The organism is Thiocystis minor, from assembly GCF_016653465.1.
Lineage (GTDB): Bacteria > Pseudomonadota > Gammaproteobacteria > Chromatiales > Chromatiaceae > Chromatium > Chromatium minus.
The window spans coordinates 1-20,610 of record NZ_NHSQ01000142.1 but is presented as its reverse complement, the minus strand read 5'-3'; the positions used below and the strand labels follow the sequence as shown (position 1 = coordinate 20,610).

Annotated in this window: 17 protein-coding genes; 10 read left to right on the top strand and 7 right to left on the bottom strand. The window is 55.7% G+C overall.

What is annotated here, in order from left to right; genetic code table 11:
• Positions 1–3 precede the first annotated feature (3 nt).
• The 3 genes from CCR95_RS19185 to CCR95_RS19175 all read right to left on the bottom strand — a co-directional run bounded on the left by CCR95_RS19185 (position 4) and on the right by CCR95_RS19175 (position 1,583).
• On the bottom strand, positions 4–423 hold the full coding sequence (locus tag CCR95_RS19185; RefSeq protein ID WP_201097468.1) for a YybH family protein: 420 nt from the start codon (positions 421–423) through the stop codon (positions 4–6).
• 59 nt (positions 424–482) lie between these two features.
• Complete coding sequence (locus tag CCR95_RS19180) at positions 483–1,043, bottom strand: Hsp20/alpha crystallin family protein (RefSeq protein WP_201097466.1); 561 nt, start codon at positions 1,041–1,043, stop codon at positions 483–485.
• Between the two features lie 63 nt (positions 1,044–1,106).
• Positions 1,107–1,583, bottom strand: coding sequence for a hypothetical protein (locus CCR95_RS19175; RefSeq protein ID WP_201097464.1), 477 nt, complete (start codon positions 1,581–1,583; stop codon positions 1,107–1,109).
• On the opposite strand from CCR95_RS19175, the gene CCR95_RS19170 reads away from it, so the two are divergent.
• Positions 1,582–3,060 carry a Mur ligase family protein gene (locus tag CCR95_RS19170; RefSeq protein WP_242523354.1) on the top strand — a complete coding sequence of 493 codons (1,479 nt, stop codon included), beginning with the start codon at positions 1,582–1,584 and terminating at the stop codon, positions 3,058–3,060. The two genes, CCR95_RS19175 and CCR95_RS19170, sit on opposite strands and share 2 nt — an antisense overlap.
• Before the next feature lie 262 nt (positions 3,061–3,322).
• Here CCR95_RS19170 and CCR95_RS19165 read toward each other — a convergent pair whose 3' ends face one another.
• Positions 3,323–4,948, bottom strand: a complete 1,626-nt coding sequence (locus CCR95_RS19165; RefSeq protein WP_201097462.1) for a hypothetical protein — start codon at positions 4,946–4,948, stop codon at positions 3,323–3,325.
• 19 nt (positions 4,949–4,967) lie between these two features.
• Entirely contained in the window at positions 4,968–5,561 is a 594-nt protein-coding gene (locus CCR95_RS19160; RefSeq protein WP_338115445.1) for an ABC transporter ATP-binding protein, read from the bottom strand.
• Between CCR95_RS19160 and CCR95_RS25525 the strand changes: the two genes are divergently transcribed.
• A complete protein-coding gene (locus CCR95_RS25525; protein WP_242523359.1) occupies positions 5,499–5,684 on the top strand; it encodes a hypothetical protein in 186 nt (61 codons plus the stop codon). The genes CCR95_RS19160 and CCR95_RS25525 overlap by 63 nt on opposite strands.
• A gap of 28 nt (positions 5,685–5,712) precedes the next feature.
• On the opposite strand, the gene CCR95_RS19155 is transcribed toward CCR95_RS25525, so the two are convergent.
• Positions 5,713–6,462, bottom strand: coding sequence for an ABC transporter permease (locus tag CCR95_RS19155; protein ID WP_201097460.1), 750 nt, complete (start codon positions 6,460–6,462; stop codon positions 5,713–5,715).
• Positions 6,463–6,961: 499 nt separating this feature from the next.
• Here CCR95_RS19155 and CCR95_RS19150 point away from each other — a divergent pair, with 499 nt between their 5' ends.
• The 8 genes from CCR95_RS19150 to CCR95_RS19115 all read left to right on the top strand — a co-directional run bounded on the left by CCR95_RS19150 (position 6,962) and on the right by CCR95_RS19115 (position 19,316).
• Positions 6,962–10,666: a glycosyltransferase gene (locus tag CCR95_RS19150; RefSeq protein ID WP_201097458.1), complete on the top strand. Its 3,705-nt coding sequence runs from the start codon at positions 6,962–6,964 to the stop codon at positions 10,664–10,666.
• A gap of 77 nt (positions 10,667–10,743) precedes the next feature.
• On the top strand, positions 10,744–11,529 hold the full coding sequence (locus CCR95_RS19145; RefSeq protein ID WP_201097456.1) for a sulfotransferase family protein: 786 nt from the start codon (positions 10,744–10,746) through the stop codon (positions 11,527–11,529).
• A 130-nt stretch (positions 11,530–11,659) separates the two neighbouring features.
• Positions 11,660–12,760: a non-hydrolyzing UDP-N-acetylglucosamine 2-epimerase gene (wecB, locus tag CCR95_RS19140; protein ID WP_201097454.1), complete on the top strand. Its 1,101-nt coding sequence runs from the start codon at positions 11,660–11,662 to the stop codon at positions 12,758–12,760.
• The gene (locus CCR95_RS19135) at positions 12,666–13,973 is read left to right on the top strand and encodes an acyltransferase family protein (RefSeq protein WP_201097452.1); all 1,308 of its coding nucleotides are present in this window, start codon (positions 12,666–12,668) and stop codon (positions 13,971–13,973) included. The genes wecB and CCR95_RS19135 overlap by 95 nt, the downstream gene beginning before the upstream one ends.
• A 65-nt stretch (positions 13,974–14,038) precedes the next feature.
• On the top strand, positions 14,039–15,541 hold the full coding sequence (locus CCR95_RS19130) for an MBOAT family O-acyltransferase (RefSeq protein ID WP_201097450.1): 1,503 nt from the start codon (positions 14,039–14,041) through the stop codon (positions 15,539–15,541).
• Positions 15,542–15,550: 9 nt separating this feature from the next.
• Positions 15,551–16,690, top strand: a complete 1,140-nt coding sequence (locus tag CCR95_RS19125; RefSeq protein ID WP_201097448.1) for an alginate O-acetyltransferase AlgX-related protein — start codon at positions 15,551–15,553, stop codon at positions 16,688–16,690.
• A gap of 77 nt (positions 16,691–16,767) precedes the next feature.
• Positions 16,768–18,042 (top strand): glycosyltransferase, encoded by a 1,275-nt coding sequence (locus CCR95_RS19120; RefSeq protein ID WP_201097446.1) that lies wholly within the window; start codon positions 16,768–16,770, stop codon positions 18,040–18,042.
• A 206-nt stretch (positions 18,043–18,248) separates the two neighbouring features.
• On the top strand, positions 18,249–19,316 hold the full coding sequence (locus tag CCR95_RS19115) for a glycosyltransferase family 4 protein (protein ID WP_201097444.1): 1,068 nt from the start codon (positions 18,249–18,251) through the stop codon (positions 19,314–19,316).
• A gap of 74 nt (positions 19,317–19,390) precedes the next feature.
• On the opposite strand, the gene CCR95_RS19110 is transcribed toward CCR95_RS19115, so the two are convergent.
• Entirely contained in the window at positions 19,391–20,065 is a 675-nt protein-coding gene (locus tag CCR95_RS19110; RefSeq protein ID WP_201097442.1) for a sulfotransferase family protein, read from the bottom strand.
• Between the last annotated feature and the right edge of the window lie 545 nt (positions 20,066–20,610).

Sequence of the window (20,610 nt, the reverse complement as noted above, 5' to 3'; positions counted from 1 at the left end):
GACTCAGGCAAGCGCCGTGCGCTGGCTGGACGCCGCGCCCGACGGCGGGAGCGGCGCCGGCGAGTTCTGGTGCAGCAGGAGACGCCAGCCATCGGGGCCGAGACGGAATACATTGGTTCCGTAGATGGCCGGCAGCGGTGATCCGTCGTGCTGGGCGCCGGTGCGTTCCTCGATCAGATGAATCGCGAGGTCGCCGTTTTCGATCCAGAGATGGTGTCGCACCTCGATCTCGAACCGGGCGCCCTGCTCGAAGACGGCGCGCCATAAACGCCGGACCTCCGGCCCGGTAGCCAGCGGGGTCATGGGCAACAGACAGGCGATCTTGTCGGACGCCTCCCAGACCTCGTCCATGGCCACCGCGTCGCCCGCCTCGAGCGCGTCGTAATAAGCGTCCTCGGCATCCTGTGGGGTTTCATAGTGCATGCGTTGGGATTCCTCGACGCTGATTTCGTGGGATGACTCTGGACGCGGCGGCGTCCGACTTAGCGGATGGGTGACGGCCAGCGCCCACCCAGCGCGCGCGGGATCCGCAGCCGGATGCGGTTATCGCTAACCTCGCGGGACAGGTTGGCCAGATCGGCATCCGGTGGCAGTGCAATGCGGCGACTCGCCGAACCACGCGAAACCTGGTAACTCCGCCGGAATCCCTCGCCACGGGGCAGGGTTTCTTCCTCGCTGGTCTGCATCTGGGTGCTGTAGGAAATCGCCAGACCCCGGCCCGCCGGCCGGATCTCAACCCGCTCGGGATCGATGTTCTCCAGCGCGATGTCGATCAGATAGGCGTCATTGGTCGACTGACGCGCGATCCGCATCCGGCTGGTGGGCGGAACCTGACGGCTCTCTCTGTCCCTGGGCGCCAGGGCGCCGAATGGGCTAGGGGGCATGACGGGCCAAGCGCCCGGATCGCCGGGGGCCATCGGACCGAAGGGCGCCCCGAGCGGCCGGCCATTGGGAACCGGGTAGCCAGGATAGGACGTCCAGGCGAAGGACAGGGTAGGCAGGATGGCGATCAGGGCGACGGTTGTCAGTGAAATCTTGCGCATGGAGAACTCCCGCGAGTGTCGTGACAGAATGAGGCCGACCCACGAAGTATAGTGCGCGAGACATCAAGGACGCACCCGCCAGGTCGGGCAATTGTCTGGGTCGATCAACCCCTCTCCGAGCAGCCAGTCGCGCGCGTCCGCGGCATCCCGCTCGAACCAGGCCAGCGCCGATCCCAGCCGGAAGCTATAACCCCATGCATCCATATCCGCGCACAGACGCTCGTGCCCGACACCGGGGATGGCGTCGGCCAGCAGCAGTTGCAGATAACAGACCGCGTTCTCCTCGGCATCGTCGCCCCCCGCATCCGTCTGCAGTGTGTCGCGACGGCGTTGATCCATGCAGATCCAGTGACAGGCTTCATGCAGGATCGAATGCAGCGGCGTCGTGGGGAGCGCATAGAGCCGATCGCCAACCAGCCCGGCCTCGGGATCGCCCCAATAGGAGCCGGGGATAGGACTCCCGGCATCGATCATTCGATAGCTCAGCCCAAAACGGCCCAAAAGTTCGACGATCACGCCTTCCTCGGCGAGAATGTACATGCACCCTCTCCTCACTGATCCGACATCCGCCACCATGCCAACCGACCCGCTCTCCCAACTGCTGGATACTCTGGATTTCGCCTGGCGGCGCGCGCCGGCGACGCGGCACGCGCTCACCAACATCCAGTGGCGCGCGGACGCCTGCGATGCCGGCTCGATCCTCTTTTTCCAGCGCTTCGACGATGGACGCAGCGATGACGAACTCTACCGCCGCTATCTGGCCGATGGTGCCTTTTCGGTGCTGGTCACCAACCGCCCGCTCGATTGCTTCAAGCGCCTGCCGGACACCGCCATCTATGTGACCCGACCCGACGACTGGCCCCGTGTGGTCGGGCAGTTCTGCGACCTCTGCTATCCGTTGGAGACACACCGACTGCGGTTCATCGGGGTCACCGGAACCAACGGCAAGACCACCACCGTCAAATATCTGGAGTCGATCCTCGCGGCCCACGGCCAGCGGGTGCTCTCCATCGGAACCCTGGGGCTTTTTCGCAACGGCGAACGGCTGGTGGAGACCGGATTCACCTCGCCGCCCCAGATCGAACTGCGTCGCCTGCTGCACGCCCAACAAGACCGCTGCGATGTCGTGGTCATGGAGATCAGCAGTCACGCACTGGACCAGGGACGCGCCGACGGCATCCCGCTTCAGAACGCCGGGTGGACCAACTTCACCCAGGACCATCTCGACTATCACCACGACGAGTCGTCCTATTTTAACGCCAAGACGCGCATTCTCGACCTGATCCAGGACGGCGGGCGACTCTATTGCAGCAGTCCGGCCGTGGCCCGCCAGCTTCGGGACGCGGGGCTGTCGCGCGTGCAGATCGAGGTTCTGGCGCCAGCGAACCTGGAGCCGGACGCCATCGCGGCCAAGCCGTTTCTCGCGCTCGAACACAACCGTCGGAATTATGCGCTCGCCACCGCCCTGGCGGACGGCGTGCTCGGCCTCGGCGAGCGTACCGACTGGCGACACCTGAGCCCCGTGGACGGGCGCTTCGAGTGCCGGACCATCGGCAACCGGACCATCGTCATCGACTTCGCCCATACCCCGGATGCGCTGGACACCATCCTGACCGCCATCCGCGACGGCTTCCCGCAGGCCCGCATCCTGACCCTGTTCGGCTGCGGCGGCGACCGCGATCGCAGTAAACGCCCGCTGATGGGCGCCGCCGTCGCGCGCCAGTCCGACCACTGCATCGTGACCTCGGACAACCCGCGCACCGAGGCCCCCGAACGCATCATCGCGGACATTCTAACCGGCATGCCGACGGACGGCGTGGAGGTCATCGTCGAGCGACCACAAGCGGTCGCGCATCTGTTCGACTGGCTGGCGGAACGCCCGACGGACGAAGCCTGGGTGGCCCTGATCGCGGGCAAGGGACACGAACGGTATCTCGACCGCGACGGACACAAGTCGTATTACAGCGATCAGGACGAGGTGGAGCGCAATCTGAAACGGCTCGGTTGGGCTGCATAAGCGATGCGGTTCAATGCCGTGAAATCCGCTCCAGCGTCGCGTCCAAGGCCAGCAAATGCGGCTGTTTGAGACTGGACCGGGCGGCTTTCATTGCCGCCCGGACGGACTGCCGGCGATCCGCCGCGCTCCCGGCCCGCAATTGTTTCCTGCTTCGACCTCAACTGGCGCTCGCTGTCGGCGTCCGACGCCTCGATGTCGTTCGCGAACCTTGGAGGCAAACTCGCCGTCCTCGCCGCCATCGCTTCGGACCCTCGCAGCGACGTCAAGTCCCGGCCTCTGACCACCACAGACAGGTGCCGGTCGCGTCATCCTCGATGAAACCGTAAAACCGGCCCATCCAGTACGCCAGCAGATAATCGATTCCGGGATACATCTGGTTCGGTGTCCCCGGATCGTAGAGCTTCCAGGGGTTGCGCTCCCATACGAAAGTCGCGGGAACCCGTTCGTCCACATTCACGGCAACGGCCGAAATCCCTGGACATTGGGTGCTTTCCGGATAGATCCCCCGCAAATCCCGCGGCAACGCCCAGTTGGGCGCGGTCGGAAACAGCGCCAGTTGCGCCACATGCTCATCGAGCACCGCCGGCACATCGTCTTCCAGCGGCGCCTGCGAACCATAGATCAGCGCAAAAAACACATTCTTGTGCTCCGCCACCTCGGCCCACAGCGCATCGCGCAAAACCTCCTGCCGCAAGCGCTCCTGACGCACCGGATCGGTTTCCAGCCGAACCCAGTTGAACAGCGGCATAAAGCCGATATTGAGCCCAAAATAGCCTTCGTCGCAGCGGTTCGTATTCCGCCAGCCCGTGGCGATCTCCAGCCATGCGCCGACCTTGCGCTCGTAATGCTCGGCGATCGCCTGGCGCCGGCTGGCGTAGGCCGGAACGTCGTCGGTCACCTGGAGCGCGACCCGGAAGATCGCGGCCAGTTGGATCGCCTGTGTCGGTTGCGGGAGACTGGGGAAGGGGCTGAAACCAAAGATTTGATTCAGCAGATCGGTGGCGTTGGGCGCGAAAAAGAGCACCCCTTCTCCGGCGGCGGAGAAGGGGTCGGTCTGGAACGTCAGCGACGGAATGCCGTCGGGTGCGTCGGCCGTGCTGAACACCGCATAAGGAATGCTGACTTCCCGCGTCGTTGCACGGCCGTTAACGCTGATCCGCACCGGCCTGCGCTCGCCGCTCATCAGTTGTTCGACGAACTCCACCACATCCTGACGAATGGTCTCGCGAACCTCGGGGTTACTGGTGGCCTGATAGGCCAGCGAGTAGCCGAGCAGCACGCCCTGATACTGATCGCGGCTGATATTGCCGCGCCAATGCCAGAGCGCATCCTCGAACGGAACCTCCCGATGGACTTCCGGATCGTCCGCGCTCAAGATCGCCTGCACCGGCGCCGGGCTATCTGCGGGCGCGGCATAGCGGGCGAGATAACCAGGGTCTCCCGGAATCCTCCACCAACGGTGCAGGGTCGCGACCGTCTCGTCGATGGAACGCGCGGCATCCGGGGCGCCCGTGGACAGAAACCGCAGCGCCTCGGAGGCCAGATAGGCGCCGGTCCAGATGGCCGAATCGCGTCGGCCGCCATAGTCCGCGACCTCGGTCAGCGACGCATCGGTGAACCGAGTACTCATCACGCCCCCGGCGGGCAGCATCCACCGATGCAGAACCGTGGCGTAATGGCGCGCCCGATTGTGCAGCTCGCCCGGACCGTCCGTGGGGTTCCTGACCCAATCGCCGACGGCGGCGTCCCAGAGCGTGCAGTTAGCCCCGTTGCTGGTCGCGCCGTAGAGACAGACATCGGTGCAGGTTGCGGCAAGGTAGGTACTCTGGGCTGGCGCCTGAGTTGCCGTCAGCATCGTCAAAAGCACAAGGGTTAAGCGTTGGGTCATCGGCTTTCCAAACAGCTACTTATGCGCGCACACCAGAGACATGATCGACTTTTCGGCGATTCAGCTCCGCATGATAGGCCGCGGCCACGTCTTCCACAGAACCCACCAGGCGCGTGACCCCTTCTTCGATCCAGATTGCCCGATCACATAGCTCCCGAATGGTCCCCGCGTTGTGCGAAACCAAAACAATGGTCTTGTCCGAGCGAATACGCTCGCGCATTGCATTCGCGGACTTGACTTTGAATTCTTCGTCTCCGACGCCGAGCGTCTCGTCGATCAGCAGAATGTCAGGGTCGAGCTGATAAGCCACGGAAAATCCCAATCTGGCCCGCATCCCTGAGGAATAGGTGGTCAAGGGCTGATCGATAAAGCCACCCAGTTCAGAGAACTCAATGATATGTTCCATTCGGGATTCGATCTCACGACGCCGCAAACCCAACAGCAAACCGCTGAGAATGGCATTCTGACGTCCAGTCAAATGCGGCACGAATCCAGTTTGTAATGACAGCAAGACCGCCGTGTAACCGTGATTCGTCAAGACGCCGCGATCATGCGTGATAATGCCCGCCAACAACCGAAGCAAGGTACTCTTGCCAGCCGCGTTGCGACCGATGACGCCCAGCGTCTCGCCGTGGCGGAGATCGAAACTGACGTCTTTCAGAACCCAGAAGGGGGTGGCGCGACCGAAGCCGAGGCGACCCTGGCCAAAGGCCAGGCCGACCCGGTCCAGCGATAAGAGCGGGATGATCTCTGTCGCGGTCATCTCAGCGGACCACTCGGGGGTAGTCGCGGTCATGCCTCTGAATCAGCTTCACGACCAGGGTCAGCAAGGCGAGCGACAGCAGGGCGATAAACGACAAGCGCCCCCAGGCCGGCCACTCGTTGTGGAGCAGAATGTTGCGGTAATCGTGAATCAGACTCGCCATGGGGTTGAGATAGAACCAGAACTGGTAGCGTTCGGAAATGTCGTCCGTCGAGAAGAAGACACCCGAGGCAAAGAATTGCAGTTGCAGCAGATTCTCCACCAGGAATTTGAGGTCGGGGAGATAGGGCACCACGGCGGCGAGGAGAAAGGCCAGCGCCACGCTGAAGAGCAATTGCACCGCCAGGACGAGGGGCAAGGCGAGATAGGCGCGACCAATCCCATCGCCTGACAGCCAGAGAAAGATCAGCAACAGGACAAACACAAAGCCAAATTTGGTGAGATCCGTGAGCAGGGTCACTGTCGGAAACACCAGTTTTGGCACATGCACCTGATTCATCAGACCTTTGCCAGCGAGGATCGAGTTGCCGGCATGCGAGAGCGTCTGCTTATACCAATTCCAGATCACCAAACCGACGAGCAGAAAGGGGACGAAGCCCTCGCCACCACGCTGGAAGATCAGGCCAAATACCAGATAGAACACCAGCATGGAGAGGATAGGGTCGATCACCCACCAGAGGTAATTGATATAGGTCTTGGCGGCCTCGGCGCGCAGGTCGGCATAGGTCTTGTAGAGGATGAGATCGATCATGCGGGGATCGATGAGATGCCACTTCGTCTGTCCGTCCGGTCGAGCGGTAGCGGTCACGCAATCGTTCATCTCTTAGTGGAATACCTGAACACGCGGCGACTATTGGCCGCTTAAAAATTTTGCGGATGGTAGCATGACATCGTCGGGGCAGGAATCGTTTAGAGCTGCCGGGTCAGTGGCAGTGGCGGATACCGCCTGATGGTTGGTAGAATGCCGGGAGGCGCCGCTTCGTTTACGACCCCACTGGATCGATTCGCCTTGATCTGTCGCGGTAAAACGGCTGATGTTGATCTTGATCGCCCTGTCGTTCGTTAGCCATGTTGACAGCCAATTGTCCGCGCCGCAGAGCTGACGGACTCGCCAGATAAGCATTGACCAAACACGTCGCTGACAAAACGCTGGTTTTGTCGGAAGGCGGCGTTTTTACTCAAGTGACTGCGAGGCGGTCATGTCGATCGTCACGACCGACCGCCACCAGGAATTATGACAAGGTAGACTTATGCAGATCATCGTACTCGGCATGCATCGCTCCGGCACTTCCGCCATCACGCGCCTGATTACCATGATGGGTGCCGAGATCGGTCCGGCGCACCTCATCGGTGGACCGGCGACCGACAACGAGAAGGGATTCTGGGAGCGGACGGATGTCTCGCAGCTGAACGACGGTCTGCTGGCGTCTGTTGATTGCACTTGGGACGATGTGGCGGACTTCTCGCCGGTTAAGCTAGAGCGGCAGGCCGAAATCGATGCGCTTCGTACACAGGCGAAGCAGGTCGTTTTTCAGATGGACGCTCGTCGACCCTGGGTACTCAAGGATCCGCGCCTGTGCCTGACGCTACCGGTTTGGCGCCCCCTGCTTGAAGTCCCCGTATGCGTGCTGCCGCATCGTTCGCCGCTGGAGATCGCCCAGTCGTTGCAGGCACGAGATGGCGTATCCCTGATGAGAGGCGTCGCCTTATGGGAGCAATACACGCTTGCCGCCCTGACCGTCTCCCGAGGTTTACCGCGCATCGGGATCTCCTATGCGCGGCTCATCCAGGATCCCATCGCAACGCTGCGAGATCTGTACGAACGCTTGTGCCTGACCGATGTGGTTGGTTTGCGCATGCCGTCGGAGCGCGAGATTGGTGCCTTCGTGGAAAGCCGTTTGCAGCATCAACGCGCGAGTCTTGAGGATGCCGATGGCATCTTGAATCTTTCGCAGCGTCATTTGGCAAATGCCATGGAGGACGGCTCCGCGCTCGACTGGCAGACCATTCCCAAACTGTCGGCGGGAGCAACCGAAGTTCTTCATGACTATCGGCGTCAGCATGAGCATGAGGCCCAGGCGCGCGAGACGTTGAGCCGCGCTCAAGAACATGCGCAGTCCTTGCAGCTTGAGATCGAGACTGGCCGCATGGCGGTTGACGACTTGCGGCAACAGTTGGACGCAGCGCGGGGCGAAGCGGCGGGATTGACCGCAAACCTGGCAACGCGAGAGACCCAGCTCGCCGACCTCACCGCTCAACTGCATGAAACCCGAGCGGCCGAAAATGCCAAGGGTGAGCAGATCGCGGCGCTCACCGCCAAACTCGCCGACCTCACCGCCCAACTGCATGAAACCCGAGCGGCCGAAAATGCCAAGGGTGAGCAGATCGCGGCGCTCACCGCCAAACTCGCCGACCTCACCGCCCAACTGCATGAAACCCGGGTGGCCGAAAATGCTAAGGGTGAGCAGATCGCGGCGCTCACCGCCAAACTCGCCGACCTCACCGCCCAACTGCATGAAACCCGGGTGGCCGAAAATGCCAAGGGCGAGCAGATCGCCGCACTCACCACTGAGATGGAAATCAGCCAGCAGGCGTTTAGCGATACCCAGCAGCGTTTGGAGATGACTCAACACGAGTCCGCGCAAGCGTCTGCTCAACACCAATTGGCGCTAAACATCAAACAGAACGAGATCGAGGCGATCGCGCAGCAAATCACCGCATTGAATGCGCAACTGCGACAACTCTATGCGAATGAAGTCGCCAAAGACGGAGAGATTACATTTCTGTCCGGCGAGTTAAAATTGTTGACAAGCTGGCTGGATGAAATTGACCGCTGCTTTACCGCGACCCTGCGGTCATGGCGTTGGCGCTTAGGTCATCGCTCAGTTTCTTTCGTCGAGAAACTGCTTTGGCGGCGACGCGTAGTGCTCGGTGCAGAGCATATTCAAAACCTGCTTCGCTATTTTCAAGATTGGACCAAGAATGCCCGAACCTGGGACATGCTGCCAAGATCCACCATGTTGCCGGCAACCGAATTCGTTCCCGCTACATCCATCGCAGGGATCGCGGATTCAGACAGATCCAATCTGACATCCTACGATCTGATCTGCTTTGCTAATATCGACTGGGATGCACGTTATCAGCGGCCGCAGCAGCTTGCCGCCCAGTTCGCACGTCATGGGCATCGGGTTTTCTATGTCATCGCTTCACGCGGCCTCGCACCGGATGATGCTCAGGGTTTTCGCGCAACCCTGGTGGCGGAGCGCATCTATGAAGTCGAATTGATGGCCCACAATCTAGCAGATCGTTATTCGACTGTACTCGATACCGCAAATACCGATTTGTTTGCGCAATCTCTCGGTCGCCTGCGTGATGCTTTTGGCATTGTCGATGCGGTCTGCCATGTGCATCTGGCATTCTGGGCGCCACTCGTGCTACGCCTGCGCGAGTCGTGGGATTGGCGCGTGCTGTACGACTGCATGGATGAGTGGGAGGATTTTCCGGGTATTGGCAAGCCGCTGCTCGACGCCGAAATCGAACTCGTGCGAAAAAGCGATATCGTGACGGTGACCGCCGCTCTGCTTGAGGAAAAATGGCGTGTTAATAATCCGCGCTGTGTCCTGGTTCGCAATGGCGTGGATTTTGATTTTTTTCGACAGCACAGCCAACCCAATCGCATCCTTGGCGACCTTGCTCATCCTATCGTCGGCTTCTATGGTGCGCTTGCGGAATGGGTCGATCTGGGTCTGATGGCCGCGGCAGCGAGGGCGCTCCCCGACTGCCATTTCGTTTTAATCGGGGATGTCTTTGTGACAAACCTCGAAGGTTTAGACGACCTGCCAAACGTGCATCTGCTAGGCCGCCGGCCTTATACGGACATGCCGAAGTATTTGTACCACTTTGATGTTTGCCTGGTTCCATTTCGGCTAAGTCAGGTTACCCACGCCGTAGATCCGGTGAAGTTTTATGAATATGTCAGCGCGGGCAAACCAGTCGTCTCTGTTCCTCTCAAAGAATTAGATATTTATAAGGACTATCTGTATTTTGCGGATCGACCCGAAACCTTCGTCGAGCAAATCCGGTGCGCATTGGCGGAGAATAGCCCGGCCTTGCGTCAGCGCCGCATCGAACTCGCCCGCACAAACGATTGGCGACATCGCTACGCATCCACATCGGATGCGATCAACCAGGCATACCCGCGTGTCAGCATCATTATCATCACCTATAAAAATCTGGAATTGAGCCAGCTTTGTCTCGAAAGACTATTGCGCAACACCACTTATCCAAATTACGAAATCATCGTCGTGGATAACGATTCACGAGATGGCACGTCTGGTTATCTGCAATATCTGCAGGAACGTCACGATCATATCAAGGTGATCCTCAACAATCAGAATCGAGGCTTCGCGGCAGCAAACAATCAGGGATTGGCGATCGCGACCGGTGATTACCTTGTGCTGCTCAATAACGATACCGTCACGCCACGCGGCTGGCTTGCACCGCTGCTTAGACATTTACGAGATAGCAAGATCGGCCTGGTTGGCCCTGTGACCAACTTCGTTGGAAATGAAGCGAAAATTGATGTCCCCTATCTGACGATGGATGAAATGGAACATTTCGCAGTGGACCACATGCGCACGCATGCGGGACAGGCATTCGATATCGGCATGCTCGCGATGTTCTGTGTCGTGATGCGTCGGGATGTCTATGATCAAGTCGGTTTCCTGGACGAGACGTTTGGCATCGGTATGTTTGAAGATGACGATTACAGCAATCGGATCAAGCAGCTTGGGTATCGTGTCGTGTGCGCTAAGGATTCTTTTGTTCACCACTTTGGTCAGGCGGCATTCAAGAAACTGATTGAAACGGGTGAATATCACGATATTTGGAAAACAAACCAAGCTTACTATGAAAAAAAATGGGGGGAATGGACTCCTCATGCACATGAATCATAAAGGATGATTCGCTTTAAATCATAATCTTGCTAGACACTCCGGCTTTCCCGGAGTTTACAACATGATGGGGATTTGAGATGTCGGACGCCTTAGAAAATGCACGCCCACTGTTTATTCTTGGTGTTCCGCGTAGCGGAACGACGATGCTTGCCCGGCTTTTAAACACCCATACAGGTATCGTGCAAACTTATGAAACAGCAGCTTTTCTTTTATTTGACCACATCATCAAAAACACAAAACACGGAGTAAAATCAGGTATTTATTATGGAAAAGAATATCAGGAACTCTGGTCAGAACAATTAGCGCAGGCAGCTAAAAGCATCATTAATTCTTTCTATCAAAAGATCTGTGAATCAGAAAATCGTCATAATGTACGTTACTGGGGAGACAAGCATCCTCACCATAATGCATGCTTGCCATTTCTTGAAAGACTTTACCCAAACTCATTATATGTATATATCGTGAGAGACCCGCGGGATACCATATGTTCAATCATTAAAATGAACGACTGCGGCATGGACGAAGCGTTTAAGATATGGAGTAAGATTGCTAATGATTACGAAAAATTTTGCGAATCAACCGACCATTCTCGAATCTACACACTTCGCTATGAAGATATCGTTCAAGACTACATGGATAAACTCGAAGCGATTATGGATTGGCTTGATCTAGAAATCGACGATAATTTTCGAGAGCTTATTATAAACAAGCAAGGTTTTGATTTTCATAATCCAAATGACACATCCCAGTTTAATTTCAACGAAAGATCTGTAGCAAGATGGAAGCAGAATTTAACGCCGCAAGAAAATAGCCATGTGCTGAATTCCGCATCAGAATATATGGAGAAATATCACTATATCTGAACAGACTTTTCTCGCCGCATTTGTAACTAAAACGGTTTACATTGACGCTGCGAAAAAGATCATACTCCTGTCGCCAAATGGCATTGACTCATCCTGGCTGTCTCTACTGTTGCAAATTTAAGAATCACACATGAAAAAGAAGATTCTCTGCATCGTCGGCACCCGCCCGGAAGCCATCAAGATGGCCCCGGTCATCCTGGCATTGAAGGCAGCGTCATGGGTGAATGTGCGCGTACTGGCCACGGCCCAGCATCGACAGATGCTGGATCAGGTATTGTCGCTCTTTGATATCGTGCCCGACATCGATCTCGATGTCATGCGCCCCAATCAAACCCTACCGGCGCTGACCGCGCGCCTGATGACGGCCCTCGACGCCTGTTTCGAGGACGAAGCGCCGGATGCCGTTCTCGCTCAAGGCGACACGACGACGGTGATGGTCGCCGCGCTGGCGGCCTTCTACCGTCGCATCCCCTTCGGTCATGTGGAGGCCGGGTTGCGTACCGGCGATCTGTTCAATCCCTTTCCGGAGGAAATGAACCGAATCGTGGCCGGCAATCTCGCCCGCTGGCATTTTGCGCCGACCGAGTCGGCGCGACGCAATCTGTTAGCCGAGACACTGCCGGAAGACGCGATCTTCGTGACCGGCAACACGGTGATCGACGCATTGCTCGATATTGCCGAACGCTGCGACGACGTCGCCCCCGCGATCCCGTCGGGACAGCGTTTGGTGCTGGTGACGGCGCATCGACGCGAGAATTTCGGCGAGCCGTTCGCACAGATCTGCCGCGCCATCCGTCATCTGGCTGACCGTCGCGAGGATGTGACCTTTCTCTATCCGGTGCATCCCAATCCGAACGTGAAAGAAATCGCCTGCGCTCTGCTTGGCGGTCATCCGCGCATCCAGCTCTGCGAGCCGCTGGATTATCTGCCGTTTGTCGCGGCGATGAAGCGGGCGCACTTCATTTTGAGCGATTCCGGCGGCGTGCAGGAAGAGGCGCCGGCCTTGGGTAAACCCGTGCTGGTGCTCCGGCGCGAGACCGAGCGGCCGGAAGCGGTAACGGAAGGCGTGGTCAAACTCGTCGGGCCTGACTTTGACGCCATCGTGCGGGAGTCACTGCGGTTACTCGATGATGCCGATGCCTACCGCGCCATGGCGCGCGGCGTGTCGCCCTATGGTGACGGCAAGGCCGCCGCGCGGATTTGCGAAATTTTACGCACCTCGTTTGTTTGACTACTACTTCTCGTCCAATTTTGTTGATACCGCGATGAATTCAAGTTGTGAATTAAATCATGATTATAAAAAAAGACTGCTCACCAAAGTCGATGGTAGCCACATTGACAGCCAAAGCGTCAAGGACAATCAAGTCAATGCAAAAATGGGAGGGGATAAACTTTATACAATTCAGATTCTGCGCGGGGTCGCGGCGATTTTAGTTGTTCTGTTCCACGCCACTATGCTGTGTTCTTCCAAATTTAATTTGGCTCCTTTTAACCGATTTTTTTTATTCGGTTTTTCCGGAGTTCATATTTTTTTTGTGTTGAGTGGATTTATTATTGTGACCATTCATTATCATGACATTGGCCGTCCATCCAAGTTAATTTCTTATTTAAAGAAGCGTTTTTCACGCATCTATCCGAATTATTGGCTAGTGCTTACTTTAATTTCGCTCTGGTATCTTTTCGTTATCAATATAATGCCGATACACATAACGCCGACGCTCATCTATCAGAACCTTAACTTATTTTTTCCGCCACCGAAATTTATTAATCCCGTCAGCTGGACCCTTTCCATGGAAGTTTTTTTTTACTTTATTTTTTCTATCCTTATATTGAACCGAAAGCTAGGCGTCCTCGCATTATCCTTATGGCTAATAGGCGTCTTATTGACCCAGTTTTTTTCGATTAAAATACCCGTTATCCCGCGTTATGTTTTCAGTAAATATGTCATTCTTTTCTGGATTGGCATGCTTACCGCTTATATGCTCATTCATATGCGAAATATTGAGACTGTCAGGCGAGAGTGGTTTGCTTGGAGTCTTGGGACATTGGGACTTATCCTGTTTTCCGCAACGGCATTAGCGGTGTGGGGCGGCGGAATTATAAATTTTACTCATTGGATTCCGCTTTTTGGTTTTGGTCTCGCTGGCGCACTGTTGATTTTTTTTACGCTATCGAATAGGGCTGAATCATTTATTCAGAACAGAAAAATTCTCACCTCACTTGGCGATGCATCATATTCTATTTATCTAATTCATTACCCCCTGCTGCTTGGCCTGATATTCATATTGAGGAAGCATGTAACAGTTGATAACGGGTTTTCAATAGCGATTTTCTTTGTCGTCATAAGCGTCATTGCCGTTATTAGTGGCTGGCTTTTTCATTTATTCCTTGAACGTCCTCTATTGAAATTTGTTCGCGGGGTCTTGTTTTTACGTGCGCGTTAGATGCTGCCTAAACCTCAAAACGAATCTGCCCACGCTTTCGGAAAACAATTTTGGATAATCTTTAGATGATTTTCAGCTCCCCAGAATTCATTCTTATTTTTCTTCCAATCTCTTTTTTTGGTTACTTTTTGCTTAACCATTATCGCATGGTGCCTGCGGCTAAAATATGGTTAGTCGCCATGAGTTTTTTCTTTTATGGGTACTGGAATATCGCTTATTTGCCGCTGCTAATAGGTTCTATCTTATTTAATTTTGGAGTCGGTACAGTGTTGGCGACGGATCCCTCTATGGCTCATAAGGGTATTTCAACGCTACAGCCAAAATTATCACGAACTACACTGCTAACTTTTGGCATCGCGGCAAATCTTGGATTACTAGGGTATTATAAATATGCCAATTTTTTTCTGGATAACCTGAGCACAGCTTTTGCTTTAAACGTGCAATTGCAAAATATTATTTTGCCGTTAGGTGTGAGTTTTTTTACATTCACACAAATCGCTTATTTAGTAGACAGCTATCAAGGAAAAGTAAAAGAATATAACTTAACAAATTACATGCTTTTTGTTACTTTTTTCCCTCATTTAATTGCGGGGCCTATTCTTCATCACAAAGAGATGATGTCTCAATTTGAATCAAAGTGGACGTTGGCTATCCGTTATCGACATCTTTTTGCTGGTTTTTTTATTTTCAGTATCGGTTTTTTTAAAAAAGTAGTTATCGCTGATACCTTTGCGGTTTGGGCTAATTTAGGTTTCGATAGTAATAGTAATCTAGATTTTTTTAGTGCTTGGGCAACGAGTTTATCTTATACCTTTCAACTTTACTTCGACTTCAGCGGCTATTGCGACATGGCCATCGGCTCCGCATTACTATTCAATATCTGGCTACCGCTGAATTTTAATTCGCCATATAAAGCTTTGGATATCCAAGACTTTTGGCACCGCTGGCATATGACCTTAAGCCGCTATCTTAAAGATTATTTATATATACCATTGGGCGGAAACCGCCGTTCTACTGGGCGAGTTTATGTCAATCTTTTTGTTACCTTCGTGTTAGGTGGACTTTGGCACGGGGCTAGCTGGATGTTTGTCATCTGGGGGTCGCTGCATGGATTTGCGTTGATTATACATAGGATATGGAGAAAAATGGGAGGACGGTTGCCGAACTGGCTGGCCTGGTTAGTTACTTTTCTTTTTATTAATACTACTTGGATTTTTTTTCGCGCGGAATCGATGACCGATGCTTTACGAGTGCTAACTGGCATGCTAGACCTGCATTCCATCCTACACTTTCCAGTAAATATTATTCCTACAGAGCGATTGGCTTGGGGTGGGATATTGATAGACAAGCTAACTTTTTTGTTGCCAAGCGGAATAGCCGCTAATTTGCCAAGCTACGTCGCTATTACAATAGCATTTATTATAATTTCACAGATGAATTCTCAGGAATTTATGAGAATGCCTAGTCGTCGAACAGCTAAGCTAATAGCTTGCTCGTTGCTTTTTAGTGCCGCCTTTTATGTAATGATGATTTCCACTAGCACCGTTTTTCTTTATTTTAATTTTTGAGTTTGGCGCATGAAAAGATCTGTTATTGCTTTCTTTTTTATTACTGGCTTTGCGATCATGGTCGTGCCAGCATTAAATTTTTCATTGGCGACTTTAAACGTCGTCAAATACAGCAAAAAGGAGACAAGCGCAACGCTTAAAGAGAGCAAGATGTGGCAAGGAAAGGGTTTTTATAATATTGATTTTTTAATGCCATGGCTAGGTAAAATAGGTTATTATTTTGGGATCTCAATCAGCCCAAAGCAGTTTGTTATTGGCCGAGAGGGCTGGCTTTTTCTCGGTGACGCTTATGCCAAATCAATAACAGTTAAAAGAATATCGGCAACGAAAGATAATCTTGTCAAAATTAACCGCATTGCAGTTAACACCACTAGTTGGTGGCTCTGGCTCAAAAAAAACGGGGTAAAATTGTATCGCATCCAATTGGCTTCTGACAAAAGCACCATCTATCCTGAATATCTCCCCCAATGGGCAAAGCCAGTGGCAGATCATGCAACAAACAAGCTTCGTGAACGGGTTAATCCAGCGATTTATATCGATAATAAAGCTGCTTTATTGGAGGCAAAATCACAATATGGCAAGTCGCTTTACTATCGAACCGATTCGCATTGGAATAGCTTTGGAGCATGGATAGCCTATCTTGATTTGGCGGAAACGATCAGAAAATCGGGGTTTTTAGGAATTCAGTGGTTGACGCCAAATCATGTGCGATTTATGGATAGACGCGATATCCCTGGTGGGGATATCGCTGGTTTTCTTTGGATGAAGGACATTTTAAGCGATATTGAGGTGCCAATGAAAATAGATATTGGCCGGCCTTTATTTGTCGAACATATAAACTTTCAGACAAAAAAGAGCATGGCGCGGACTAACAACTTAATATTAAAGGAATCACCCAAACCTATATTAGTTAAATCACCGAATGCACTTAATAAGGCACGCCTACTTTGGTTACGTGATTCATTTGGAACAAAAATATCTCCTTTGATGGCTGCTACTTTCAGCGAAATACTTCAATTGCATTACAATAAGGCAACCTCAGAAATATTTTCACAGATGGTGCTCACATTCAAGCCAGATTATATTATTATTACTTCTGTTGAGCGGAATTCTTTGTCAGACTGGTTCCAGCAGCCGCCTCCTGAGTAAAAGATAATGATCTTTTGCTCGCCACAGGTGACCACGCTTTTCTGCTGGCTTTTGTAATAAAATTGTTTAATTTCCTCATGCGAGTCCTGCTCTTTGCCTATGAATTCCCGCCCATCCTCGCCGCACAGTCCTTGCGTTGGTATTACCTCGCCAACGAACTGGCCAGACTGGGCGTCGAGATCGATGTCCTGACCCCCTCTTTCCGTAACCTCTGGGGGTATGATCCAACCTTCGAAAAACACGTCTGCATCCACCGCTGTTTTCCAGGCCCCTTCATTGGCTTTTCAGGCTGGCTCGCGGCCCGTTTACGGGCAGGCGCCGCAGTGGACGAGAACAGGCAAGTCGAGCCAGCGCCGATGTTACCCCTCTCCGAGCGCCTCTACCGAACGGCAAGACGTCTGCTCGATCAGATCTTGATTCCCGATGTCCGCACCGAATGGCTGCCCTTCGCGTGGCGCGCCGCACGCCGGTTGCACGCCGAGCGTCACTACGATCTGGTCATCAGCTCGCACGAGCCTGGAGTCGATTTGCTGCTGGGTTTGCGCGCCCAGCGACACTGGGGCATTCCCTGGATCGCCGATCTGGCCGATCCGCTGGTCGCGCCCTATACGCCGCGCTGGCGCGTTGCCCTGGACCGAGCGCTGGAGCGTCGCGTCTGCAAGCGTGCCGACGCCCTGCTGGTGACCAACGAGCCCATCGCCTGGCGCCTGACGGAGCGACATGGTGTGCCGCCCGAGAAATTGCTCCTGATTCGCCAGGGCTTCGATCATCGCGATCGGCTGACCGAGACGGAACCCGCGCCCGCGTGGCCGGCTGACCGTTTCGTGCTCTTGTATACGGGCACGTTTTACCAAGGCTTTCGCGAACCAGGGCCGCTGATCGAGGCGCTGGCTCGACTGGAAAACGTGCAGACGATCTTTGTGGGCGACATGGGGCCTTTCGTTGCCGCCCTGAGTCAGCTCGGCGAGCGGGTGACGCTGCTCGGCAAACGTCCGCACGCGGTCTGTCTGGCATTGCAACGGCGTGCCAACCTCTTGCTGAATGTCGGCAACCGTCAGGACGATCAGGTGCCCGGCAAGGTCTACGAATATCTCGGCGCGGGCCGTCCGATCCTGCACATCGCGGGCAGTCCGACCGATCCGGTGCCCGGCTTTCTGGAAAGCACGCGCCATGGGCGAGGCGTCGCGGCGGACCCCTCGGCCATCGCCGCCAGCATTCGCGAACTCCAGATGCGCTGGCGTAACGGCACACTCGATCCGTCGTTCGATTTATCGCCGCTGTCGGTGCAGGAGTATTCCTGGGCCGCAGGGGCCGCGCGTCTGCATGAGCTGATGACTGGCGTCTCGCACTGACCGGAAGCGGCGCGATGCCAAGCGGCCGGAACGATCATCCGAAATCCGGCATTTTGAACCGCAAAGGCGCCATCGGCACCCGTCATGCCAGCGCCGATTTTTGACAGGATGAACAAGATTAAAAACAACTCATTAAAAACCCTGTCCATTCTGAAAAATCCTGTCGATCGAAGGCGCGCCCAGGCATGAGTTTTTCGGGAAACGGCTTGAAAGTACTGACCGTCTCGGAGTATGGCGACCCGCAGGTCGGCGGCGCCGAGCGCTATTTACATGAAACCGCCTCGCGTCTGCGTCAGCGCGGCTTGGAGCTGACCTTTCTCCATGCCGATGCTGGAGATCCCAGCGTCCTGCATCCGCCGTGGCGTCTCTTCAGCGGCGGCTATCATCCCGCCTGGCCGCGCCAGATCGACCGCCTGCTGCATACGCAGCGCCCCGATGTCATCTATGCCCACTTCACCGTGCCCGGTCTGGTCGATGTCGCGGTGCGCCGCGCCGCACGGCTGAAAATTCCGGTCTGTCTGGTCTACCACAGCGACGTGACCGGCGCGGCATGGCTCAAGCGCCGGCTTGGCGAGCTGTATTACCGCCTCATCGGACGCGGTACCATCGCCCGCGCCAGTGCGCTGCTGATCAGCAGCCCCGCCTATCGCGCGGCCTCGCCCTGGCTGGCCGAATGGGAGCGCCTCCCCGTCTTTTACGCCCCGCCTGGGGTCGATGCGGCCATCGCGCGGGGACAGCGCCGCGCGGACGCGCCGCCTTATCTGTTATTCGTGGGCAAGGCCGACGCGCCCGGCAAGGGTTTTGACGTGCTGTATCGCGCCTGGCGTCGGCTGCGCGCCGCGCAGCCGGATCTGGAGCTGATCGCGGTGGGCGCCATCCCGCGCCGCGCCTATCCCGGCGCGCGCTTTCCGGGCACGATCCAGGATCGGCGCAAACTGGGCGATGAGTACGCCTCCGCCCTCGCCACCGTGCTGCCGAGCCTCACGAGCGCGGAATCCTTTGGCATGGTGCTGGCTGAGGCACTCGCCGCCGGCTGTCCGGTGGTGGGCTCGCAGGTGGGCGGAATCCCCGCCCTCATTACCCCGGACGAGAACGGCTATCTGGCGCCACCCGGCGATGTCACCGCCCTGACCGACGCCCTCGCCCAGGTGATCCGGCATCAGGGTCGCTTGCGTGCAAACATCGCGCGCCCGCAGACGCTCCAGCGATTCAGTTGGGAGACCACGACCGAGCAGGTCTGGGCGGCGCTACAAACGCTGATTCCACCGCGCTGAACCGCCCTTGAACGCCAGTTCAAGCTGGCCATGACCAACGACCCCGTCCCGCCGGCGAGGCGCCCCCCCCCCGCTCAGCGCAGGTGCCCGGACGCCACCGCCTGATACAACTCAACGTCCCGGCGATGGAAGGCCTCGATGCGACGGCGCAGCGGCCCCTCCTGGAGATAGCGTGTCCCGATCGCTGCGCGCCCGACGTTGACCTGCGGTAAAGCAAGCCGCCCCGCCTCCCCCAGAAAGCGCCGCTCGAATACCGCGAAGTCCGCCTCCATCCGCTCGACCAGCCCGATAAACGCGAATCGGCGCACCGGAAAGCCAAACAAAAATTGATGATAGAGATCACGCAGTTCCCGACTCAGACAAAATCGCTCCAGGCTCCACTGCTGCTCGACCACCCGCCGCTGCAAAGCCGGCAGAGCACGGGGATCGGTCGCCGTCATCCAGTAGTGATAATGCGAGATCAGCCGCTCCACGGGATCCCGCAGCCAGGTCGCAAAGACCGGCGCCGAATCCAGCCAGCGATACTTCAGCGGCAAAAAATGCCCATGGACGCAGCGCACCGGTGGCGGCAGCCCAGTGCGCTGGAGATGCCACGCGGCCCGCAGCGCCTGCCACTCGCGATGCGGGCGAGGCGTAATGAGCGGACGATCCGCATAGTCGGCAAGCAGACCCGTCTGGAATCGCTGCTCCAGCACATGGCGCAGACTGGTCCCGGCGGTTTTGGGTAGATGCAATGAAATCAACAGCATGAGTTTTTCTGTCCAGTCTGTCGGGCGATCCGCCCGGAGGATATGGCGTGGCCCTGGCTGACGGCTGGTCGTGGTCGCGCGTTCACGCACCGGTCTGGCGTCTCAAAGCGTGCGCCGGTTCAAAGTTTGGCTGTGATGTTTTTGGTACGTTGAAGCCAGTTTGGCTGTGGTTTTTTTGGTACATTCAGGTCCGTTTGGCTGTTGTTTTTTGGTACGTTTAGGTAAGTTTAGTGTGATCTTTGCGGTACAAGACGGTTGAATCCCGCGCCAATCCTTGCTAGGCTTCACACCGTCAAGTCCATTGACTGGGGCAAAGCACAAGATGTCTAGGCAGCGCACGGAGTCAATTTACCCTGAGTCAAGATTATGAAGCGTGTCTTAGTCTTGAATCCAGCCTGGATGGCCAGGGCGAGCGCGCTTAAACATTCCGTTTTTCGGGTAGTTGACGGATGATCGCGAGAAACGACTATCGGAGTTTCTCATGTCAGCCAGCCTTCTTGAGCATTTTGCGTCCCTGGAAGATCCCCGGATCGAACGTAACAAGC

Excerpts from the sequence above, each read along its gene's own strand:
- CCR95_RS19185 (WP_201097468.1), bottom strand. The coding sequence starts at position 423 with ATGCACTATGAAACCCCACAGGATGCCGAGGACGCTTATTACGACGCG.
- CCR95_RS19180 (WP_201097466.1), bottom strand. The coding sequence starts at position 1,043 with ATGCGCAAGATTTCACTGACAACCGTCGCCCTGATCGCCATCCTGCCT.
- CCR95_RS19170 (WP_242523354.1), top strand. The coding sequence starts at position 1,582 with ATGCACCCTCTCCTCACTGATCCGACATCCGCCACCATGCCAACCGAC.
- CCR95_RS19175 (WP_201097464.1), bottom strand. The coding sequence starts at position 1,583 with ATGTACATTCTCGCCGAGGAAGGCGTGATCGTCGAACTTTTGGGCCGT.
- CCR95_RS19165 (WP_201097462.1), bottom strand. The coding sequence starts at position 4,948 with ATGACCCAACGCTTAACCCTTGTGCTTTTGACGATGCTGACGGCAACT.
- CCR95_RS25525 (WP_242523359.1), top strand. The coding sequence starts at position 5,499 with ATGCGTGATAATGCCCGCCAACAACCGAAGCAAGGTACTCTTGCCAGC.
- CCR95_RS19155 (WP_201097460.1), bottom strand. The coding sequence starts at position 6,462 with ATGATCGATCTCATCCTCTACAAGACCTATGCCGACCTGCGCGCCGAG.
- CCR95_RS19150 (WP_201097458.1), top strand. The coding sequence starts at position 6,962 with ATGCAGATCATCGTACTCGGCATGCATCGCTCCGGCACTTCCGCCATC.
- CCR95_RS19145 (WP_201097456.1), top strand. The coding sequence starts at position 10,744 with ATGTCGGACGCCTTAGAAAATGCACGCCCACTGTTTATTCTTGGTGTT.
- wecB (WP_201097454.1), top strand. The coding sequence starts at position 11,660 with ATGAAAAAGAAGATTCTCTGCATCGTCGGCACCCGCCCGGAAGCCATC.
- CCR95_RS19135 (WP_201097452.1), top strand. The coding sequence starts at position 12,666 with ATGCCTACCGCGCCATGGCGCGCGGCGTGTCGCCCTATGGTGACGGCA.
- CCR95_RS19130 (WP_201097450.1), top strand. The coding sequence starts at position 14,039 with ATGATTTTCAGCTCCCCAGAATTCATTCTTATTTTTCTTCCAATCTCT.
- CCR95_RS19125 (WP_201097448.1), top strand. The coding sequence starts at position 15,551 with ATGAAAAGATCTGTTATTGCTTTCTTTTTTATTACTGGCTTTGCGATC.
- CCR95_RS19120 (WP_201097446.1), top strand. The coding sequence starts at position 16,768 with ATGCGAGTCCTGCTCTTTGCCTATGAATTCCCGCCCATCCTCGCCGCA.
- CCR95_RS19110 (WP_201097442.1), bottom strand. The coding sequence starts at position 20,065 with ATGCTGTTGATTTCATTGCATCTACCCAAAACCGCCGGGACCAGTCTG.